21 protein-coding genes and 1 tRNA gene are annotated in these 18272 nt (G+C 64.7%); 20 read left to right on the top strand and 2 right to left on the bottom strand.

Going from position 1 to position 18272, the window contains the following annotated elements:
- Window positions 1–101 precede the first annotated feature (101 nt).
- Entirely contained in the window at window positions 102–1352 is a 1251-nt protein-coding gene (locus ACW17Y_RS10310) for a glycosyltransferase (RefSeq protein WP_492035622.1), read from the top strand.
- 38 nt (window positions 1353–1390) lie between these two features.
- Here ACW17Y_RS10310 and ACW17Y_RS10305 read toward each other — a convergent pair whose 3' ends face one another.
- Window positions 1391–2419, bottom strand: coding sequence for a hypothetical protein (locus tag ACW17Y_RS10305; RefSeq protein ID WP_492035621.1), 1029 nt, complete (start codon window positions 2417–2419; stop codon window positions 1391–1393).
- Window positions 2420–2679: 260 nt separating this feature from the next.
- A tRNA-Asp gene (locus ACW17Y_RS10300) sits at window positions 2680–2756 on the bottom strand.
- 258 nt (window positions 2757–3014) lie between these two features.
- Here ACW17Y_RS10300 and ACW17Y_RS10295 point away from each other — a divergent pair.
- The 19 genes from ACW17Y_RS10295 (at window position 3015) to ACW17Y_RS10205 (ending at window position 18270) form a co-directional block, all read left to right on the top strand.
- A complete protein-coding gene (locus tag ACW17Y_RS10295) occupies window positions 3015–3392 on the top strand; it encodes an NADH-quinone oxidoreductase subunit A (RefSeq protein ID WP_492035620.1) in 378 nt (125 codons plus the stop codon).
- Entirely contained in the window at window positions 3362–3982 is a 621-nt protein-coding gene (locus ACW17Y_RS10290) for a NuoB/complex I 20 kDa subunit family protein (protein WP_492035619.1), read from the top strand. The genes ACW17Y_RS10295 and ACW17Y_RS10290 overlap by 31 nt, the downstream gene beginning before the upstream one ends.
- Window positions 3983–3993: 11 nt before the next feature.
- The gene (locus ACW17Y_RS10285) at window positions 3994–4650 is read left to right on the top strand and encodes an NADH-quinone oxidoreductase subunit C (protein WP_492038286.1); all 657 of its coding nucleotides are present in this window, start codon (window positions 3994–3996) and stop codon (window positions 4648–4650) included.
- A 116-nt stretch (window positions 4651–4766) separates the two neighbouring features.
- Window positions 4767–5945, top strand: coding sequence for an NADH-quinone oxidoreductase subunit D (locus ACW17Y_RS10280; RefSeq protein ID WP_492038285.1), 1179 nt, complete (start codon window positions 4767–4769; stop codon window positions 5943–5945).
- Entirely contained in the window at window positions 5945–6292 is a 348-nt protein-coding gene (locus ACW17Y_RS10275; protein WP_492035618.1) for a hypothetical protein, read from the top strand. Before ACW17Y_RS10280 ends, ACW17Y_RS10275 begins: the two co-directional genes overlap by 1 nt.
- On the top strand, window positions 6289–6477 hold the full coding sequence (locus ACW17Y_RS10270; RefSeq protein WP_492035617.1) for a hypothetical protein: 189 nt from the start codon (window positions 6289–6291) through the stop codon (window positions 6475–6477). Before ACW17Y_RS10275 ends, ACW17Y_RS10270 begins: the two co-directional genes overlap by 4 nt.
- Window positions 6477–7139: an NADH-quinone oxidoreductase subunit NuoE gene (gene nuoE / locus ACW17Y_RS10265; protein ID WP_492035616.1), complete on the top strand. Its 663-nt coding sequence runs from the start codon at window positions 6477–6479 to the stop codon at window positions 7137–7139. Before ACW17Y_RS10270 ends, nuoE begins: the two co-directional genes overlap by 1 nt.
- Window positions 7136–7324, top strand: a complete 189-nt coding sequence (locus ACW17Y_RS10260; protein WP_492035615.1) for a hypothetical protein — start codon at window positions 7136–7138, stop codon at window positions 7322–7324. The genes nuoE and ACW17Y_RS10260 overlap by 4 nt, the downstream gene beginning before the upstream one ends.
- 45 nt (window positions 7325–7369) lie before the next feature.
- Entirely contained in the window at window positions 7370–7642 is a 273-nt protein-coding gene (locus ACW17Y_RS10255; protein WP_492035614.1) for a hypothetical protein, read from the top strand.
- 399 nt (window positions 7643–8041) lie between these two features.
- A complete protein-coding gene (gene nuoF, locus ACW17Y_RS10250; RefSeq protein ID WP_492035613.1) occupies window positions 8042–9355 on the top strand; it encodes an NADH-quinone oxidoreductase subunit NuoF in 1314 nt (437 codons plus the stop codon).
- A 3-nt stretch (window positions 9356–9358) separates the two neighbouring features.
- Entirely contained in the window at window positions 9359–9856 is a 498-nt protein-coding gene (locus ACW17Y_RS10245) for a hypothetical protein (protein WP_492035612.1), read from the top strand.
- A complete protein-coding gene (gene nuoG / locus ACW17Y_RS10240; protein ID WP_492035611.1) occupies window positions 9856–11901 on the top strand; it encodes an NADH-quinone oxidoreductase subunit NuoG in 2046 nt (681 codons plus the stop codon). The genes ACW17Y_RS10245 and nuoG overlap by 1 nt, the downstream gene beginning before the upstream one ends.
- Window positions 11902–11905: 4 nt before the next feature.
- Window positions 11906–12979: an NADH-quinone oxidoreductase subunit NuoH gene (nuoH, locus tag ACW17Y_RS10235; protein ID WP_492035610.1), complete on the top strand. Its 1074-nt coding sequence runs from the start codon at window positions 11906–11908 to the stop codon at window positions 12977–12979.
- Window positions 12976–13197 carry a hypothetical protein gene (locus tag ACW17Y_RS10230; RefSeq protein ID WP_492035609.1) on the top strand — a complete coding sequence of 74 codons (222 nt, stop codon included), beginning with the start codon at window positions 12976–12978 and terminating at the stop codon, window positions 13195–13197. The genes nuoH and ACW17Y_RS10230 overlap by 4 nt, the downstream gene beginning before the upstream one ends.
- Window positions 13194–13685 carry an NADH-quinone oxidoreductase subunit NuoI gene (gene nuoI / locus ACW17Y_RS10225; protein WP_492035608.1) on the top strand — a complete coding sequence of 164 codons (492 nt, stop codon included), beginning with the start codon at window positions 13194–13196 and terminating at the stop codon, window positions 13683–13685. Before ACW17Y_RS10230 ends, nuoI begins: the two co-directional genes overlap by 4 nt.
- A gap of 63 nt (window positions 13686–13748) precedes the next feature.
- The gene (locus ACW17Y_RS10220) at window positions 13749–14375 is read left to right on the top strand and encodes an NADH-quinone oxidoreductase subunit J (protein ID WP_492035607.1); all 627 of its coding nucleotides are present in this window, start codon (window positions 13749–13751) and stop codon (window positions 14373–14375) included.
- Window positions 14375–14683: an NADH-quinone oxidoreductase subunit NuoK gene (nuoK, locus tag ACW17Y_RS10215; protein WP_298161784.1), complete on the top strand. Its 309-nt coding sequence runs from the start codon at window positions 14375–14377 to the stop codon at window positions 14681–14683. The genes ACW17Y_RS10220 and nuoK overlap by 1 nt, the downstream gene beginning before the upstream one ends.
- A 2-nt stretch (window positions 14684–14685) precedes the next feature.
- Entirely contained in the window at window positions 14686–16779 is a 2094-nt protein-coding gene (nuoL, locus tag ACW17Y_RS10210) for an NADH-quinone oxidoreductase subunit L (protein ID WP_492035606.1), read from the top strand.
- Between the two features lie 3 nt (window positions 16780–16782).
- The gene (locus ACW17Y_RS10205) at window positions 16783–18270 is read left to right on the top strand and encodes an NADH-quinone oxidoreductase subunit M (RefSeq protein WP_492035605.1); all 1488 of its coding nucleotides are present in this window, start codon (window positions 16783–16785) and stop codon (window positions 18268–18270) included.
- The last annotated feature ends 2 nt before the right edge of the window (window positions 18271–18272 follow it).

Genomic DNA, 18272 nt, shown 5'->3' with positions numbered 1-18272 from the left:
CGCGAGCGTAGGGGCGCTTCATGGCCCGGCCCAAATCGTCCGCACGCATCCCAAAGTCCCGGACGCGCGTTAAGCCTGCGCAGTCCCCGGAGCACGACCCCATGAGCATGACGGATCTCGACGTTTCCGAAGGTGAGCTGCGGCTCATTCCTGGCTGGGACGAAGAGGTCGCCGAGACGCTCAGGGTTCTGAAGGCGTCCACCCAGGATCCGCGTCCGCGCATGGTCGACACGACCATGCTCTATGCGCCGCGCTCGGGCGGGGTGAAGCGCTATCTGCTGTCCAAGAAGGCCTGGCTGGAGGCGAACCGTCCGGGCGTCGCCCACTCGCTGGTCGTGCCTGGCGCTCAGCACAAGGCCGGGCGGGATGGCATCATCCAACTTCATGCGACGAAGCTGCCGTTCGGCGACGGCTATCGCTGGCCCAGTTCAGTGAAACGCTGGGGCGCCTGGGTCGCCTCGATGAAGCCCTCGCTGATCGAGGCGGGCGATCCCTATACGCCCGGGCAGGGCGCCCTGGAGGCCGGCCAGCGCGCCGGCTGTCCGGTCGTCGGTTTCTGCCACTCCGATCCCGCGGGTCTCGCCGCCCTGCACTTCGGCGAATGGGCCAAGAAGCCGGTCGAGAAACGCTGGGCCCGCCTGTTCGGCCAGTTCGACCGCGTCATCTCGCCCAGCCGCTTCATCGCCCGCCGCCTCGAAGAGGCCGGCATCCGGGACATCGTCATCCGGCCGCTGGGCGTGGAGATCGACACCTTCCGGCCCGACCGTCGGGATCGCGACTGGCTGCTGAAGAAACTGGGTCTGCCCGCCAGCGCCCGTCTGCTGTGCTTCGCCGGACGTCCGGCTCGCGAGAAGAACATCGATGTCCTGATCGAGGCGGTCCAGAAGCTGGGCGCCCCCTATCATCTGGTGCTGGTCGGAGCGGGGCAGGGGATGCCCGCCGAGGACCGCGTCATCGCCCTGCCTTACGAGCGCGACCCCAAGGCCGTGGCCCGGATCATCGCCAGCTGCGACGCCTTCGTGCACGCCAACGACAAGGAACCCTTCGGCCTGATCGTGCTGGAGGCCATGGCCTGCGGCCGCCCGGTCGTCGGCGTCAACGCCGGCGGCGTGGCCGAGACGGTCACCAACGACGTCGGCCAGTTGGCCCGCAGCGCCGACCCGTCAGATTACGCCGAGGCCATCGAGGCCCTGTTCGCCCGCGACATCGAGGCCATCGGCGCGGCGGCGCGGGTGCACACGGTCGAGACCTTCGCCTGGAACCGCGTGTTCGAGGACCTGTGCATGACCTATGGCGAGGTCAGCGGCCGGCCGGAGTTCGTGCAGCCGGGTGAGGAACTGGCGGTTCACTGACAAGTCAGCGGCCCCAAGTATTGCGACAATCCAGCGATCTAGCCAAAGAACTGCAGCGCCAGCGTAGCGAAAGCGGTGTCTGCATCCGTGGGCAAATTGATAGCCGTTTGAGATGTGCGTGTGAGCTCGCGAGCTCGGCGCATCATCTCTTGCGAACGATAGTGCTCTTCGCGATAGGCCGTTAGATAGACCTCTTTTGGTCCAAGAAGCCCAGTGTTAGGCTGCAATAGTTCGACATTCTGCGCGTGAAAAGCGAAGCCTAGAAACAAAACTTGGCTTGCTTCAATAATGGCTAGATGCATTTCGTCGATTGCATGTGCATCGCTGGGCCCGTCACCTAGCGTCCTAATTTCGTGTGAGAGGGCCCAGAGACGATCCGGTGCGGCAGGCCCGCCGAATCTAATTTCCGCATCACAATCCTGCTCCCATTCGAGTTGGCCTACCCGCCCGTACGGATGGATTATGTTCAAGCTTGATATAGCTTTTGCAGTATCTCGACTATTAGTTGCAAAAACGCGTCGGACAAACATAAATAATAGTTGCTCTACGCATCGATCATAGTTGAAGTTTATTATTGTTAGATTTTCGAATAGTTGGGTCAAATCTGACGGTGTTCTTCCGGCGGCGAGATGTGCAGTCAGCCGGCCGATCCAGGTCCCAGCCAAATCTTGAACGATCGCGTCGTTCCGCCCCAACGAGGTTCCCAGCCCCGACAGACGAGCCGCGGTTTGCTCCGACCTAAGGATTGCGTATGCGATCGCGAGTTTGCCAAGCCGAACCATATGTTCGTCATGTCGATGGCTAGCCAGAAACTCGTCTATCGACGTCGAAATTAGTAGGCCTTTGGCAATTCGATGGCCAGCTTCGAGGTAGTCTTCAAAATCGGTTGAGCCATTGGCGCGTACCGCTTCGAATATATCTGCCGCGTGTGTGCTGCTACCGTCAGCATCTCGAGCTCGCGTATTAACTGCTTTAACCACCATTCGCATCAGTTGATCGCCGGAAGGCAACCCAAGGCCGCAGCTTGCGCCGGCCCCCACGACCAGCAACGTCTTTCTCTTCAACATTCGGCGCTGTCCCCAGATGGTCTTGGCTTAACCTGCAACCCTGCAGATTTGTAGGGATAAGGCATCAGACGATTGCTAGGCGCAGCAATACGCCAACGATGTCGATGAGCCGCTGACTGGAAGCCGCGTTAGCTGGAGTGTCGCACGTGAATCGTCGCCGATCCGGTATTCCTCGCCGCTGAGGTAAACTGCCTGATGGCACTTGCCAAACCCGAGGAACACATTTGGGCGGGCGCGCCACTTTCTGCAATCACAGAAAGTGGCGCGAGTGACGGGACTCGAACCCGCGACCTCCGGCGTGACAGGCCGGCACTCTAACCAACTGAGCTACACCCGCGTTTCCCGCCGCGTCGTTTCCGTCGCGGCGAGGGGCGTCGTTTAGGCGGGGGGTCCCCCGGGTGTCAAGCGACCTTTCGGGCCTTTGCGACAGTTTTCTTCGCGCGCCTCACGTCGCAGAACGCAGGCTTCTCAAGACCGGGTTTGTGCGAACCGTTCGCAAGAAAAATCCTTTGGCCGCTTGGGTTTGAACCGTCGCCGGGTTGGGTCTAGAAAGCGCCGAATCCGCCGCCCTCCCACGCGGCCCGGACCCAATTCTATGAACGCATTTCTTCTTCAGTATCTGCCGATCGTGATCTTCGTGGGCATCGCCACGATCATCGGCGTCGGCTTCATGGTCGCCTCCTGGGCCATGGCCCCGTCGAGCCCCGACTCCGAGAAGCTCTCGGCCTATGAGTGCGGCTTCAACGCCTTCGACGACGCGCGGATGAAGTTCGACGTGCGGTTCTATCTCGTGTCGATCCTGTTCATCATCTTCGACCTGGAAGTGGCCTTCCTCTTCCCCTGGGCCGTGTCGATCTTCGACCTGACCCGTGGCGGCATGATCTTCGCCTTCTGGTCGATGATGGCCTTCCTGGGCGTCCTGACCGTCGGCTTCATCTACGAATGGAAGAAGGGCGCGCTGGAATGGCAGTGATTTCCCCCACCGGCCTCATCGCCCCGTCCTCGCCGCTGCCGACCGCCTTCGGTCAGGGTGCGCGGTCGACGGTCCAGGGCTATGACCCCAAGCTGCACGACAAGTTCTTCGAGGCGGTCAACACCGAGATCGCCGAGCAGGGCTTCCTGACCGCGTCGCTGGACGACGTCATCAACTGGGCACGCACGGGTTCGCTGATGTGGATGACGTTCGGTCTGGCCTGCTGCGCCGTGGAGATGATCCAGGCCTCGATGCCGCGCTATGACCTGGAGCGCTTCGGCATGGCCCCGCGCGCCAGCCCGCGCCAGTCGGACCTGATGATCGTCGCCGGCACCCTGACCAACAAGATGGCCCCGGCGCTTCGTAAGGTATACGACCAGATGCCGGACCCGCGTTACGTGTTGTCGATGGGTTCCTGCGCCAACGGCGGCGGATATTATCACTATAGTTACAGTGTGGTTCGCGGCTGCGACCGCATTGTGCCTGTCGATGCTTACGTTCCCGGCTGCCCGCCTACTGCCGAAGCTCTAATCTACGGCCTGCTGCAGCTGCAGAAGAAGATTCGTCGCACCGGGACCATCGAACGATGAGCGTCCCTTCGATGAACGGCCACCTCGCGACGGTCGCACGCAATACCGAGACCCTGACCCCGCTGGGTCAGGAGATGGTCGCCGAGCTGCAGGTCGATGCGAGCCTGGCCTGGGGCGAGCTGACGATCGCCTGCCACCGCGACCGGATCATCGAGGTTCTGACCTCGCTGCGCGACCGGTTCGGCTTCCAGCAACTGCTGGACGTCTGCGGCGTGGACTATCCGGATCGGGCCGAGCGGTTCGACGTGGTCTATCATCTGCTGTCCCTGACGCGGAACGCGCGCCTCCGGGTCAAGGTGGCGACCGACGAGGTCCAGCCCGTCCCCAGCGTGATCGAGGTCTATCCCTCGGCCGGCTGGTTCGAGCGCGAGGCGTTCGACATGTACGGCGTGATGTTCTCCAACCACCCGGACCTGCGCCGGCTCCTGACCGACTACGGCTTCCAGGGGCATCCGCTGCGCAAGGACTTCCCGATGACGGGCTATGTCGAGGTCCGCTACGACGAGGAGCAGAAGCGGGTGGTCTATGAACCCGTCAAGCTGACCCAGGAATATCGCAACTTCGACTTCCTCTCCCCCTGGGAAGGCGCCGAGTATCCGGCCCCGGTCCTGCCGGGCGACGAGAAGGCCGTCGGCTCGGCCGGAACGCCTTCGGGAGGCAAGGCCTAATGGCTGACGGACACCCCATCGCGAACAAGACGCCCGACCGCGCCGACCTGAACGTCGTCGTCGACGACCTCGGTCACATCGCTTTCGACGACGGCCGGACCGCGCATGCGCGCGAGATGGACGACCGCAAGTTCACCATCAACTTCGGCCCGCAACACCCGGCCGCGCACGGCGTGCTGCGTCTGGTGCTGGAGCTGGACGGCGAGGTCGTCGAACGCGTCGATCCGCACATCGGCCTGCTGCACCGCGGCACCGAGAAGCTGATGGAGGCCCGCACCTACCTCCAGAACGTGCCCTATCTGGACCGGCTCGACTACGTCGCACCGATGAACCAGGAGCATGCCTTCTGCCTGGCCATCGAGCGGCTGCTGGAGATCGAGGTCCCGTACCGCGCCCAGCTGATCCGGGTCCTGTACTCGGAAATCGGCCGCATCCTGTCGCACATGCTGAACGTGACGACCCAGGCCCTGGACGTCGGCGCCCTGACGCCGCCGCTGTGGGGCTTCGAGCAGCGCGAGAAGCTCATGGTCTTCTATGAGCGGGCCTGTGGCGCGCGTCTTCACGCCAACTACTTCCGTCCCGGCGGCGTCCATCAGGACCTGCCGATGGCGCTGATCGACGACATCGGCCGCTGGTGCGCAGAGTTCCCGGCGGCGCTGAAGGACATCGAGAGCCTCGTCACCGAAAACCGCATCTTCAAGCAGCGGAACGTCGACATCGGCGTGGTGTCCAAGGAAGAGGCGCTGCAGTGGGGCTTCTCCGGCGTGATGCTGCGCGGGTCCAACATCGCCTGGGACCTGCGCAAGTCGCAGCCCTACGAATGCTATGCCGAGCTGGAGTTCGACATCGTCGTCGGCAAGAACGGCGACTGCTGGGACCGCTACCTCGTGCGCATCGAGGAGATGAAGCAGTCGGTGCACATCATGGAGCAGTGCATCCACAAGCTCCGCAACTGCCCCGGCGATCCGGTCATGGTCGAGGACAACAAGATCGTCCCGCCCAAGCGCGGTGAGATGAAGCGGTCGATGGAAGCCCTGATCCATCACTTCAAGCTCTACACCGAAGGCTTCCACACCCCGGCCGGCGAGGTCTACGCCGCCGTCGAGGCGCCCAAGGGCGAGTTCGGCATCTATCTGGTCTCGGACGGCACCAACAAGCCGTACCGCGTCAAGATCTCGGCTCCCGGCTTCCGTCACCTTCAGGCGATGGACTGGATGAACCGCGGCCACATGCTGGCCGACGTTTCCGCCATCCTGGGTTCGCTCGACATCGTCTTCGGCGAGGTCGACCGCTAGTGACCGAACTGTTCGCCGACATCACCCTGGGGACGGTCATCGTCATCGGCTTGCTGATATTCGGCGGCGTGATCTTCGTCGCCAACATGAACGATCCCCGGAATGCGATGCACCCCGGAGGCCGCAAGGGTCGCATGCTGGACGAACTGCTCGTCGTCGGCCCGCTGGCGCCGCTTCTGGTGATGATCACCGTGGGCGGGTTCCTCCCTGACCTTCGGGATGCGGCCTGGTGGTTCCCGATCCTGCTCGGACTTTCGGTCATCGGCTTTGCCGCCAGCTTCCTGCTCCCGCCCGTCCGTCGTGCGCGAGATCGTGTCGAGGCCCTGCGCAAGAAGGCCTTCTCATGAGCAACACCCCTCTCAGCGACCTCGTCCGCCAGGGCTGGACCGTGGTGTCCTATTCGGTGACCGACAGCGGCGGCGAGACCTGGCAGCACAACGTGCTGCTGGCCCGGCAGGGTCAGCATCGCATTCTCACCCTGCGCAAGAAGATGATCGGCGACGGCGTCGTCGCCTCGGAAATGGACGTCTGATGTCGGTTCGCCGCCTCGCCAAGGAACAGCCCGCTTCGTTCGCCTTCTCGAAGGACACGATGAAGAAGGTCGAGTGGTGGATCGCCAAATATCCGGCGGACCGCGCGCGCTCGGCCGTGATCCCGATGCTGTGGCTGGTCCAGAAGCAGGAAGGCTGGGTCTCCGAACCCGCCATCCGCGCGATCGCCGACAAGCTCGACATGGCCTACATCCGGGTGCTGGAGGTCGCGACCTTCTACACGATGTTCATGCTGGAGCCGGTCGGCTCGGCCGCCCTGATCCAGGTCTGCGGCACGACGCCCTGCATGCTGCGCGGCTCGGGCGACCTGATGAAGGTCTGCAAGGACCGGATCGGCCCGAAACAGACCCTGTCGGCCGACGGCAAATTCTACTGGGAAGAGGTCGAGTGCCTCGGCGCCTGCGTCAACGCGCCTATGGCCATGGTCAACGACTACTATTTCGAGGACCTGACGGCCTCGGACATGAACCAGATTATCGACGACTTCGCGGCCGGCAAGACGCCCAAGCCGGGCCCGCGCGTCGACCGCGTCAATTCGGCGCCGGAGGGCGGGGCCCTGACCCTGACCGATCCGAAGCTCTATGACGGCTCGGCCGCCAAGCCCATCACGAAGCTGCCGAACGCGGAGCCGGTGACGGCATGACCGAACCTGTCGATCCCAAGTCGGGCAAATCCCTGAAGAACTCCGACGCCTTCTTCGCGATCGGGTTCGTGTTCTTCGTCCTCGGGTTGTCCGGCGACAACAACGCGGCCTTTCTCGCGATCGGCCTCGCGTTCATCGCCATCGGGGTGGCCGGACGGGTGCGCAAGCCCAAGGTCAATAAGTGATATGGGCGCTCAACCAGCAACCTGTCGCCCGGGCGGGGTCAGCGCATGACCGACGCCAGGACCGACGAGAAAGTGGCCGCCTATCGCGCGGAAATCCGCGCCGTGGGCCGCAACCAGCGGCTGGCGGGCTTCGGCCTGGTGCTGCTCGGTGCCATTCTGGTCTGGGGCGCGACACGCGCGGGCGGGCTCTCCGAATTTGTGCAGATGGCGGGCTATGCGGCGCTGGCGGCCGGTTGGGCGCTGATGCTGGCGGCCATCTTCCTGCGCACCCGCTATCATCGCCGCCGCATGGCCGAGCTGGATGGAGGCGCACAATGAGCGCCTTGCTTCTCGCCGCCGGCGAACCGTCGCGTGATTGTCCGACGACCGGTGCACTATTCATGATCTCAAGGCGTTCGGGGGACCGTCGTGACATCAAAACCATCTGGCAAACCGCCGAAGCGCAACGTCGCCGGCCTGTTCATGGCCAATCTGATGGGCGTCAGCGCTCTGCCTCTGGGCGGAGCCTCGGCACAGCCTGTCCCCGCGGCGCCCGCCGCGCCGTCACCTCCGTCTCCTCCCGCCGGTTCCCCGAATGCGCCTGATCAGTCACCCACGAATTCAGGCGGCCAGCGTCCGCCGCCGCCAACCGAGCGCCCGACCGGCGATCGTCGCAGCGAACTCTCTCGCCCGCGCGGCAAGGGCGTCGGCGGCTCAGGTCGTGGAGGGACCCCGCTGATGGTCGGCCTGCTGCAAGACAAGGATCGCATCTTCACCAACCTGTACGGGCTCCAGGACTGGGGCCTCGAGGGCGCGAAGACCCGCGGCTGCTGGAACGCGACCAAGGATATGCTGGACATGGGCCGCGACTGGCTCATCACCAACGTGAAGAACTCGGGTCTGCGCGGACGCGGTGGCGCCGGCTTCTCGACGGGTCTGAAGTGGTCCTTCATGCCCAAGGAGCTGAAGGATCGTCCTCACTATCTCGTCGTCAACGCCGACGAATCCGAACCGGGCACCTGCAAAGACCGGGAGATCATGCGCCATGATCCGCACCTGCTGATCGAAGGCTGCCTGATCGCCTCCTTCGCGATGCAGGCCCACGCCTGCTACATCTATCTGCGCGGCGAATATGTGCTCGAGCGCGAGCGTATGGAGGCGGCGGTCAAGCAGGCCTATGAGGCCAAACTGATCGGCAAGAACAACGTCCATGGCTGGGACTTCGACGTCTACATTCATCACGGCGCCGGCGCTTACATCTGCGGCGAAGAGACCGCCCTGCTGGAAAGCCTTGAAGGCAAGAAGGGCCAGCCGCGCCTGAAGCCGCCGTTCCCGGCCGGCGCCGGCCTCTATGGCTGCCCGACCACGGTGAACAACGTCGAGTCGATCGCCGTAGTCGGCACGATCCTGCGTCGCGGGGCCGAGTGGTTCGCCGGCTTCGGTCGCGCCAACAACACCGGCACCAAGCTGATGTCGATCTCGGGCCACGTGAACCGCCCGTGCAACGTCGAAGAAGCCATGTCGATCCCGCTGCGTCAGCTGCTGGAAGAGCATTGCGGCGGCGTCCGTGGCGGCTGGGGCAACCTGAAGGCCGTGATCCCGGGCGGGGTCTCCGTGCCCCTGATCACCCGCGAGATGTCCGAGACGGCGTTGATGGACTTCGATTCCTTGCGCGACATGAAGTCGGGCCTGGGCACCGCGGCCGTCATCGTCATGGACGAGTCGACCGATCTGGTGAAGGCGATCGCCCGCATCAGCTACTTCTACAAGCATGAGAGCTGCGGCCAGTGCACCCCGTGCCGAGAAGGCACCGGCTGGATGTGGCGCGTGCTGGAACGCATGGCGGTGGGCGAGGCCGATCCGTCGGAGATCGACCTGCTGCTCGACGTCGCCGGTCAGGTCGAGGGCCACACCATCTGCGCCCTCGGCGACGCCGCTGCATGGCCGGTCCAGGGCCTGATCCGTCACTTCCGTCACGAGATCGAGGACCGTATCTCGGCCTACCGCTCACGCCGCGCGAACTTCGCCGGCCACGCCATCGCGGCGGAGTAGGGGATGCGGAGTGCGCTCACCCTGACCGTGGCGATCGCCGCTCTCGCCGCCTGCAACCAGGCACCGGAGAAGGCCGAGCCGACGCCGACGGAGATCGTCGCCGCCGAGGCGCCGGTGTCCGACGCGGTGGCCCGGACGCCGGCCGTCCTGACGGCCGTCGACCTGCGCCGCGTGTGCAAGGCCGGCCTCGCCGCCATCCACGGCCAGGAGGTGGCCTCCATCGAACTGACCGGCATCGAAGGTCAGGTCGTGAACGCCCAGTGGCGCGCCCCGGTCGACGGCGGTCTGATGAAGGCCCAGTGCCGCGCCGCCGACGGTCTGGTCGTGTGGAAGCCGCTCGAACTGCCCGACCCCGCCTCCGTGCGGTGGATGAATGAATCCGGCGATCCGGTCGTCCGCTACGCGATGCGCGGCGACGAGATCGAGATCACCCAAACGCTGCCTGACGGCACGACGCAGACGGCCGCCGAGGTCGTTCGCGCTGAAGAAGAGGTCCGCTGATGCCCGTCGCCAAGGTCAACGGCGTCGATGTCGAGTTCGAGCCCGGCATGACCGTGCTCCAGGTCGCCGAGCGCGCCGGACACGAGATCCCGCGTTTCTGCTACCACGAACGACTTTCAATCGCCGGCAACTGCCGCATGTGCCTGGTCGAGGTGAAGCCCGGACCGCCGAAGCCCCAGGCGTCGTGCGCCCTGCCGGCCGCCGAAGGTCAGATGATCTTCACCGACACGCCGATGGTGAAGAAGGCCCGCGAAGGGGTGATGGAGTTCCTGCTCATCAACCACCCGCTGGACTGCCCGATCTGCGACCAGGGCGGCGAGTGCGATCTGCAGGACCAGGCCATGGGCTATGGCCGCGACGGTTCCCGCTATGCGGAGAACAAGCGCGCGGTCGAAGAAAAGCACATGGGGCCGACGATCAAGACCTTCATGACGCGGTGCATCCAGTGCACCCGCTGCGTGAGGTTCATCTCGGAAGTCGCAGGGGTGCCGGACATCGGCATGATCTCGCGCGGCGAGGACGCCGAGATCACGACCTATCTCGAACAGGCGGTCAACTCCGAGCTGTCGGGCAACGTCAACGACCTGTGCCCCGTCGGCGCCCTGACGCACCGGCCCTGGCAGTTCCACTATCGTCCGTGGGAACTGAAGAAGACCGAGACCATCGACGTCATGGACGCCCTTGGCTCCAACATCTCGGCCCAGTCCAAGGGCGCCGAGGTGATGCGCATCCTGCCGCGCGTGCACGAGGGCATCAACGAGGAGTGGCTGTCTGACAAGAGCCGCTACGTCGTCGATGGCCTGCAGGCGCGTCGTCTGGACCGACCCTATGTGCGCGAGAACGGCAAGCTGCGCGCCGCCTCGTGGGACGAGGCGCTGAACGTCGTCGCATCGAAGCTGAAGGCCGCCTCTGCGGACAAGATCGGCGTCATCGCCGGCGATCTGCAGGACGCGGAATCGATGAAGGCCGCGCTGGACCTCTTCCGCGCCCTCGGCTCGAACAACACCGACTGCCGCCAGGACGGCTCGGCCATGGGCTACGGCCCGCGCGAGGGCTGGCTGTTCAACACCGGCCTGCAAGGGCTGGAAGAGGCTGACTCCATCCTGCTGGTGGGCGTCAATCCGCGCACCGAGGCGCCGCTGCTGAACCAGCGGATCCGCAAGAGCTGGCTGGCCGGCAAGACCCGCGTCGGCGTCATCGGCGAGTCCGCCGACCTGACCTACGACTACGATGTCGTGGGTCGGGGAACGAAGACCCTGGCGAAGCTGCCGAAGGCCGCTGCAGACGCCCTGTCGAACGCCGAACGTCCGGCCATCGTGGTCGGCGCCGGCGCCCTGTCGGGTCCGGACGGAGCCAGGGTGCTGAACCAGCTCGGCAAGCTGGCCGCCAAGGTCGGCGTCGTGAAGGACGGCTGGAACGGCTTCAACGTCCTGCATCACGCCGCCGCTCGCGTTGGCGGCCTGGACATGGGCTTCGTGCCTGCGGCGGGCGGACTGTCCGCCCACGCGATGGTTCAGCGCGACGCGCTGGACGTCCTGTTCCTGCTGGGCGCCGACGAGATCGAGACCGGTCCTTCGAAGGCCTTCAAGGTCTATCTGGGCAGCCATGGCGACCGCGGCGCGCACACCGCCGATGTCATCCTGCCGGGCGCCGCCTGGACCGAGAAGTCGGGCCTCTACGTCAACACCGAGGGCCGGGTTCAGATGGGCGAACGCGCCGTCTTCCCGAAGGGTGACGCGAAAGAGGACTGGGCCATCATCCGCGCCCTGTCGGAACGCGTCGGCCACACCCTGCCTTACGATACGCTCGACCAGCTTCGCACGAAGCTGATGGCGGACCACCCGACCTTCGGCCGCATCGACTACCTGGCTCCAGCCGCGTCATTCGAGGTCGCCAGCCTGGGTCAGAAGGGCGAGCTGGGCGATGTCGCCTTCGCCTCAGCCGTGGTCGACCCCTATCTGAACAACCCGATCGCGCGCGCCAGCGCGACCATGGCCGAGCTCAGCGCCCAGCGCATGTCTCCGGCCCTGCTGGCGGCGGAGTAGACGCATGGAATCGACTTCCTTCTGGACCACGCCGCTCGGCTGGACCCTGGCCACGACCGGGGCTGTCGCCCTGATCACCGTCGGGGTGCTGATCGCCGTCGCCTTCCTGCTGCTGGCCGACCGCAAGATCTGGGCGGGCGTGCAGATGCGGAAGGGCCCGAACGTCGTCGGCCCGTTCGGCCTGCTCCAGTCCTTCGCGGACATGATCAAGTTCGTTCTGAAGGAGATCGTCGTCCCCGCCGGCGCGGACAAGATCGTCTTCCTGCTGGCCCCGGTGATCACCGTAATCACAGCCTTCATCGTCTGGGCGGTCATTCCGTTCGCGCCCGGCTGGGTCGTGTCCGATCTGAACGTCGGCATCCTCTACGTCTTCGCGATCAGCTCGATGGGCGTCTACGGCATCATCATGGGCGGCTGGGCTTCGAACTCGAAGTATCCGTTCCTCGGTTCGCTGCGGTCCGCGGCGCAGATGGTGTCCTACGAGGTCTCCATCGGCCTGATCATCATTAACGTCATCCTTCTGGCCGGGACCATGAACCTGTCGTCCATCGTGGCGTCGCAGGAAGGCTGGATCTGGAACTGGTACGTCTTCGGGGGCGGCGAGGGGACCTGGCCGCTGTTCGTCGTCATGATACCGATGATGGTGATGTTCTTCGTCTCGGCCTTGGCCGAAACCAACCGCCCGCCGTTCGACCTGCCTGAGGCCGAGTCCGAACTCGTGGCCGGCTATCAGGTGGAATACTCGTCGACGCCGTACCTGCTCTTCATGATGGGCGAGTACGTGAACATCATCTTCATGTGCGCGATGATGAGCATCCTGTTCTTCGGCGGCTGGAACCCCGGCTTCCCGATCGACTTCGCCGCCGACTGGCCCCCATTCCTGCTCAACCTGCTGCTGTTCCTGGTCTTTTTCGCCAAGATCGTCTTCTGGTTCTTCATGATCTCGCTGGTGAAGGCCTTCGTGCCTCGCTACCGCTATGACCAGCTGATGCGTCTGGGCTGGAAGATCTTCCTGCCGACTTCGCTTGTCGCGGTTGTCATCGTCTCGGCCTGGCGCGTCTTCGCGGTGGGGGCATGATCCGTATGACCCTCCTCGCCCTGACTGCTGTCACATTGGCCGGCTGCGCCTTCCCGGCGCCGTATGAAGCCGACCCCACCTCGCCCTATCAGTGGCAACGTCGCCAGGAAGGCATCGAGCGCCAGGAGGCCGAGCGCGTCCGCCTGTGCGCCATCATGAACAAGGACACGGATCGCTATCGTCGCGACTGCTCGCGTCCGGGAGACCCCGTCCGATGATCACGCGTATCGCCCAGGCCGCCAAGGGCGCGATGATGCTGGACCTGCTCGGCGCCATCGGCCTGTCGCTGAAGTACATGGCTCGCCCCAAGGCGACCGTGAACTATCCGTTCGAGCGCGGCCCGCAATCGCCGCGTTTCCGGGGCGAGCATGCCCTGCGTCGCTATGCGAACGGCGAGGAGCGCTGTATCGCCTGCAAGCTGTGCGAGGCCATCTGCCCGGCCCAGGCTATCACGATCGAGTCAGAGCCGCGCTCGGACGGCAGCCGCCGCACGACCCGCTACGACATAGACATGGTCAAATGCATCTACTGCGGCCTGTGCCAGGAGGCCTGCCCGGTGGACGCCATCGTCGAGGGACCGAACTCGGAGTTCGCGACCGAGACGCGCGAAGAACTCTACTACGACAAGGCCCGACTGCTGGATAACGGCGACCGCTGGGAACGGCAGATCGCGAAGAATCTGGAACTCGACGCCCCCTATCGCTAAACGAAGCGCGCGAATCCCGACGGGTTCGCCGCCCAACCGACTGAAAGGGGCATCGTCCCTCCCATGCTGCAAGGCATAGCGTTCTATCTGATGGCGGCGACCGCCGTTCTGTCCGGCCTTCTGGTCGTGACGGCGCGCAATCCCGTGCACTCGGTCCTGTGGCTGATCCTGGCCTTCTTCTCGTCGGCGGGTCTGTTCGTCCTTTTGGGCGCGGAGTTCCTGGCGATGCTGCTGGTGGTCGTCTACGTCGGCGCCGTCGCGGTGCTGTTCCTGTTCGTCGTTATGATGCTGGACGTCGACTTCGTCCGCCTGCGCGAGGGCTACGCTACCTATCTGCCGCTGGCGGCGATCGTGGCGGGCATCCTGCTGGCCGAGATGATCATGATCTCGATCGTGGTGGTGCAAGGCGGTGCGGCCGCTGACGCCGTGGCTCCGTCCGCCGCGACCCCCGACGCCTCGAACGTCGAGGTGATCGGGCGTGTGCTCTACACGGACTACATCTACTTCTTCCAGGCGGCCGGGATCGTGCTGCTGATCGCCATGATCGGCGCCATCGTCCTGACCCTGCGCAAGCGGACCTCGGTCCGCCGCCAGGACCCGGGCGCCCAGACCAACCGCGACCGCAAGACGTCGGTCGAGATCAAGGGCGTCGTCACCGGCGTCGGCGTCACCGGCGAGGAACTGCGCTGATGGAAGTCACCCTGCAGCACTATCTGGCGGTGGCGGCGATGCTGTTCACCATCGGGGTCTTCGGCATCTTTGTGAACCGCAAGAACGTCATCATCATCCTGATGTCGGTCGAGCTGATCCTGCTGGCCGTGAACATCAATTTCGTCGCCTTCTCGGCCTATCTGCACGACGTGCAGGGGCAGATCATGGCGATGTTCGTCCTGACCGTGGCCGCCGCCGAGGCCGCCGTAGGCCTCGCCATCCTGGTGACCTTCTTCCGCAACCGCGGCGATATCGCGGTTGACGACGCCAGCGTGATGAAGGGCTGATCGTGTCTCTCGAACTGCTCGTCACCCTGGGCGTCTTCGCCCCTCTGCTCGGCGCCGCGATCGCCGGCTTCTTCGGCCGCCGCATCGGCGACATCCCTTCGCAAGCCATCACGACCGGCCTGCTGTTCTTCTCGTGCGCCGTGGCCTGGACCGTGTTCAGCCAGTGGACCTGGGGTCACCTGGAGCCGTTCACGGTCGTCGTGTCGCCCTTCATCACCGTGGGCGATTTCCAGTCGAACTGGTCGATCCGCGTCGACGCCCTGTCGGCGACCATGCTGGTCGTGGTCACGACGGTCTCCTCGCTCGTGCACCTGTATTCCTGGGGCTATATGGCCGAGGACGACAGTAAGCCGCGCTTCTTCGCCTATCTGTCCCTGTTCACCTTCGCCATGCTTGCGCTGGTCACCGCCGCCGACTTCATGCAACTGTTCTTCGGCTGGGAAGGGGTGGGCCTCGCCTCTTACCTGCTGATCGGCTTCTGGTTCAAGAAATCGACCGCCTCGGCCGCCGCCATCAAGGCCTTCGTCGTCAACCGCGTCGGCGACTTCGGCTTCGCCCTGGGCATCATCACCGTCTTCTGGATGTTCGGCACGATCGAGTTCGCCGAACTGTTCCCGATGATCGCCTCGAAGGCCGGCACGGGCTGGGAGTTCCTGGGCTACACCTGGTCGGCGCTCGACCTGGCCGGCGCGCTGCTGTTCATCGGCGCCATGGGCAAGTCCGCCCAGTTCTTCCTGCACACCTGGCTGCCCGACGCCATGGAGGGCCCGACGCCGGTCTCGGCCCTGATCCACGCGGCGACCATGGTCACCGCCGGCGTCTACATGGTCTGTCTGCTGAGCCCGATCTACGAGTATGCGCCGACGGCGTCCTTGCTGATCGCCATCACCGGCGCGGTCACGGCCCTGTTCGCTGCGACGGTCGGGCTGATGCAGAACGACATCAAGCGGGTCATCGCCTATTCGACCTGTTCGCAGCTCGGCTACATGTTCTTCGCGGCGGGTGTCGGCGTCTACGAATCCGCCATGTTCCACCTGTTCACCCACGCCTTCTTCAAGGCCCTGCTGTTCCTGGGCGCCGGCTCGGTGATCCACGGCATGCATCACGAGCAGGACATGCGGAAGATGGGCGGACTGTGGAAGCTGCTGCCCGTCACCTATGCCGTGATGATGATCGGCACGATCGCCATCACCGGCCTGGGCATCCCCGAAATCGGCGGCTTCGCCGGCTTCTACTCCAAGGACTCGATCATCGAGAGCGCCTATGCGGCGGCCACGACGGGCCATTCCGCGGCGGGCTATTTCGCCTTCGTCGTCGGCATCTTCGCCGCGGCCCTGACCAGCTACTATTCGTGGCGGCTGATCTTCATGACCTTCCACAACAAGCCCCAGTGGACGGAAGAGGCGATGGCTGCGCACGCGCATGATCACGCCGACGATCACGCCTCGCATGCGCAGATCGAGACCCATTCCGAGCCCGACGCGCATGACGATCATGCTCACGACGACCACGGTCATCACGGCCCGCTGAAGCCGCACGAGAGCCCGTGGATCATGCTCGTGCCGCTGATCGCCCTGTCGGTCGGCGCGATCGCGGCCGGCTTCGTCTTCGCCCCGAGCTTCATCGGCCACCACGAGGCCGAGTTCTGGCGCGGCGCCATCTTCAACGGCCCGACCAACCACGTCCTGCACGACAGCCACGAGGTTCCGAAATGGGTGAAGTGGTCGCCGCTGGTGGTGACCCTGCTCGGCGCCTTCATCGCCTTCTACTACTACGTCCTGCGCGAAGGCCTGGCGAAGCGGATGGCGGCCAACCAGGGCCCGCTGTGGAGCTTCCTCTACAACAAGTGGTACTTCGACGAGATCTACGACTTCATCTTCGTGCGCGGCGCCAAGGGCCTTGGCGATCTGTTCTGGAAGATCGGGGACGTGAAGATCATCGACGGGCTGGGGCCGAACGGCTTCGCCTGGGCGTCGCTGAAGTCCGCCGCGCGACTGGCCAAGATCCAGTCCGGCTATGTCTATCACTATGCGTTCGTGATGCTGCTCGGCGTGGCCGGTCTGCTTGCGTTCGCCATCTACACCTGGGGCGCCTGAGTTATGGGTACGATCCCCAACATCCTGAGCGTGGTCACCTTCCTGCCGCTGGTCGGCGCGGGTCTGATCCTGCTCGCCAAGCTGCTGGCGAAGTCCAACCAGGACAATATTGCCCGCTGGGTCGCCATGGTCATGACGCTTGTCGTGCTGGCCGTCTCGACGTTGCTGGTGCTGCAGTTCGACAGCTCCAACGCCGCCTATCAGTTCGTCGAAAACTACGTCTGGTTCGCGGGAGCCGGCTATCACCTGGGCGTCGACGGGGTCTCGATCCTGTTCGTCCTGCTGACCGCCTTCCTGATGCCGATCTGCATCCTGGCCAGCTGGAAGTCGGTCGAGACGCGCGTCGGCGACTACATGATCGCCTTCCTGGTGCTGGAGACCCTGGTCATCGGCGTCTTCACGTCGCTGGACCTGTTCCTGTTCTACATCTTCTTCGAGGGCACCCTCGTTCCGATGTTCATCATCATCGGCGTGTGGGGCGGGGCGAACCGGATCTACGCCGCCTACAAGTTCTTCCTCTACACCCTGCTCGGGTCCGTTCTGATGCTGCTGGCCATGCTGTGGATGGCCAACGAGGCCGGCACGACGTCGATCCCGGCGCTGAAGGAATACGCCTTCGGTCCCTGGGCCCAGTCGATCCTGTGGCTGGCCTTCTTCGCCTCCTTCGCGGTCAAGATGCCGATGTGGCCGGTCCACACCTGGCTGCCCGACGCCCACGTCCAGGCGCCGACGGCGGGCTCGGTGATCCTGGCCGGCATCCTGCTGAAGCTCGGCGGCTACGGCTTCATCCTGTTCAACGTGCCGATGTTCCCGGATGCGTCGGTGCTGTACCGGCCACTGGTCTTCACCCTGTCGGTGATCGCCATCGCCTACACCTCGCTGGTCGCCTTCCGTCAGACGGACATCAAGAAGCTGATCGCCTATTCGTCGGTCGCCCACATGGGCTTCGTGACGATGGGGATCTTCGCCGGCAACGCCCAGGGCATGCAGGGCGCCGTCTTCCAGATGCTGAGCCACGGCCTGATCTCGGGCGCGCTCTTCCTCTGCGTCGGCGTCGTCTATGACCGGATGCACACCCGCGAGATCGCCTTCTACGGCGGCCTGACCAACCGGATGCCCTGGTACGCGGCCATCTTCCTGATGTTCACCATGGCCAACGTCGGCCTGCCGGGGACCTCGGGCTTCGTCGGCGAGATCCTGACGATGACCGGCGTCTATCAGGCCTCGACCTGGGCTGCCTTCGTGGCCGCGACGGGCGTCATCCTGTCGGCGGTCTATGCCCTGACCCTGTATCGCAACGTCATGTTCGGCGAGATCACCAACCCGGCCCTGGCCACGATCAAGGACATCGACCTGCGCGAGCTGGTCATCTTCGTCCCCCTGATCGTCGGCACCATCTGGCTGGGCGTGCAGCCGGACCTGGTCCTGAACTACACCGCAGCCTCCGTCGACGCCGTCGTCAACGGCTGGCAGCTCGCGACCGGCGGGTGAGA

It is taken from the genome of Brevundimonas sp. AVps7 (genome assembly GCF_058681545.1).
Note: the sequence above shows the minus strand (reverse complement) of the source record. Positions and strands in the feature narration are given on the sequence as shown.

Bases quoted from the DNA above. Each gene is read 5' to 3' on its own strand.
- nuoH (WP_492035610.1), top strand. From the start codon at position 11,906: ATGGAATCGACTTCCTTCTGGACCACGCCGCTCGGCTGGACCCTGGCC.
- nuoF (WP_492035613.1), top strand. From the start codon at position 8,042: ATGGTCGGCCTGCTGCAAGACAAGGATCGCATCTTCACCAACCTGTAC.
- ACW17Y_RS10295 (WP_492035620.1), top strand. From the start codon at position 3,015: ATGAACGCATTTCTTCTTCAGTATCTGCCGATCGTGATCTTCGTGGGC.
- nuoI (WP_492035608.1), top strand. From the start codon at position 13,194: ATGATCACGCGTATCGCCCAGGCCGCCAAGGGCGCGATGATGCTGGAC.
- ACW17Y_RS10270 (WP_492035617.1), top strand. From the start codon at position 6,289: ATGAGCAACACCCCTCTCAGCGACCTCGTCCGCCAGGGCTGGACCGTG.
- ACW17Y_RS10280 (WP_492038285.1), top strand. From the start codon at position 4,767: ATGGACGACCGCAAGTTCACCATCAACTTCGGCCCGCAACACCCGGCC.
- nuoE (WP_492035616.1), top strand. From the start codon at position 6,477: ATGTCGGTTCGCCGCCTCGCCAAGGAACAGCCCGCTTCGTTCGCCTTC.
- ACW17Y_RS10310 (WP_492035622.1), top strand. From the start codon at position 102: ATGAGCATGACGGATCTCGACGTTTCCGAAGGTGAGCTGCGGCTCATT.
- ACW17Y_RS10305 (WP_492035621.1), bottom strand. From the start codon at position 2,419: ATGTTGAAGAGAAAGACGTTGCTGGTCGTGGGGGCCGGCGCAAGCTGC.
- ACW17Y_RS10260 (WP_492035615.1), top strand. From the start codon at position 7,136: ATGACCGAACCTGTCGATCCCAAGTCGGGCAAATCCCTGAAGAACTCC.
- nuoG (WP_492035611.1), top strand. From the start codon at position 9,856: ATGCCCGTCGCCAAGGTCAACGGCGTCGATGTCGAGTTCGAGCCCGGC.
- ACW17Y_RS10205 (WP_492035605.1), top strand. From the start codon at position 16,783: ATGGGTACGATCCCCAACATCCTGAGCGTGGTCACCTTCCTGCCGCTG.
- ACW17Y_RS10220 (WP_492035607.1), top strand. From the start codon at position 13,749: ATGCTGCAAGGCATAGCGTTCTATCTGATGGCGGCGACCGCCGTTCTG.
- nuoK (WP_298161784.1), top strand. From the start codon at position 14,375: ATGGAAGTCACCCTGCAGCACTATCTGGCGGTGGCGGCGATGCTGTTC.
- ACW17Y_RS10285 (WP_492038286.1), top strand. From the start codon at position 3,994: ATGAACGGCCACCTCGCGACGGTCGCACGCAATACCGAGACCCTGACC.
- ACW17Y_RS10290 (WP_492035619.1), top strand. From the start codon at position 3,362: ATGGAAGAAGGGCGCGCTGGAATGGCAGTGATTTCCCCCACCGGCCTC.
- ACW17Y_RS10230 (WP_492035609.1), top strand. From the start codon at position 12,976: ATGATCCGTATGACCCTCCTCGCCCTGACTGCTGTCACATTGGCCGGC.
- ACW17Y_RS10255 (WP_492035614.1), top strand. From the start codon at position 7,370: ATGACCGACGCCAGGACCGACGAGAAAGTGGCCGCCTATCGCGCGGAA.
- ACW17Y_RS10245 (WP_492035612.1), top strand. From the start codon at position 9,359: ATGCGGAGTGCGCTCACCCTGACCGTGGCGATCGCCGCTCTCGCCGCC.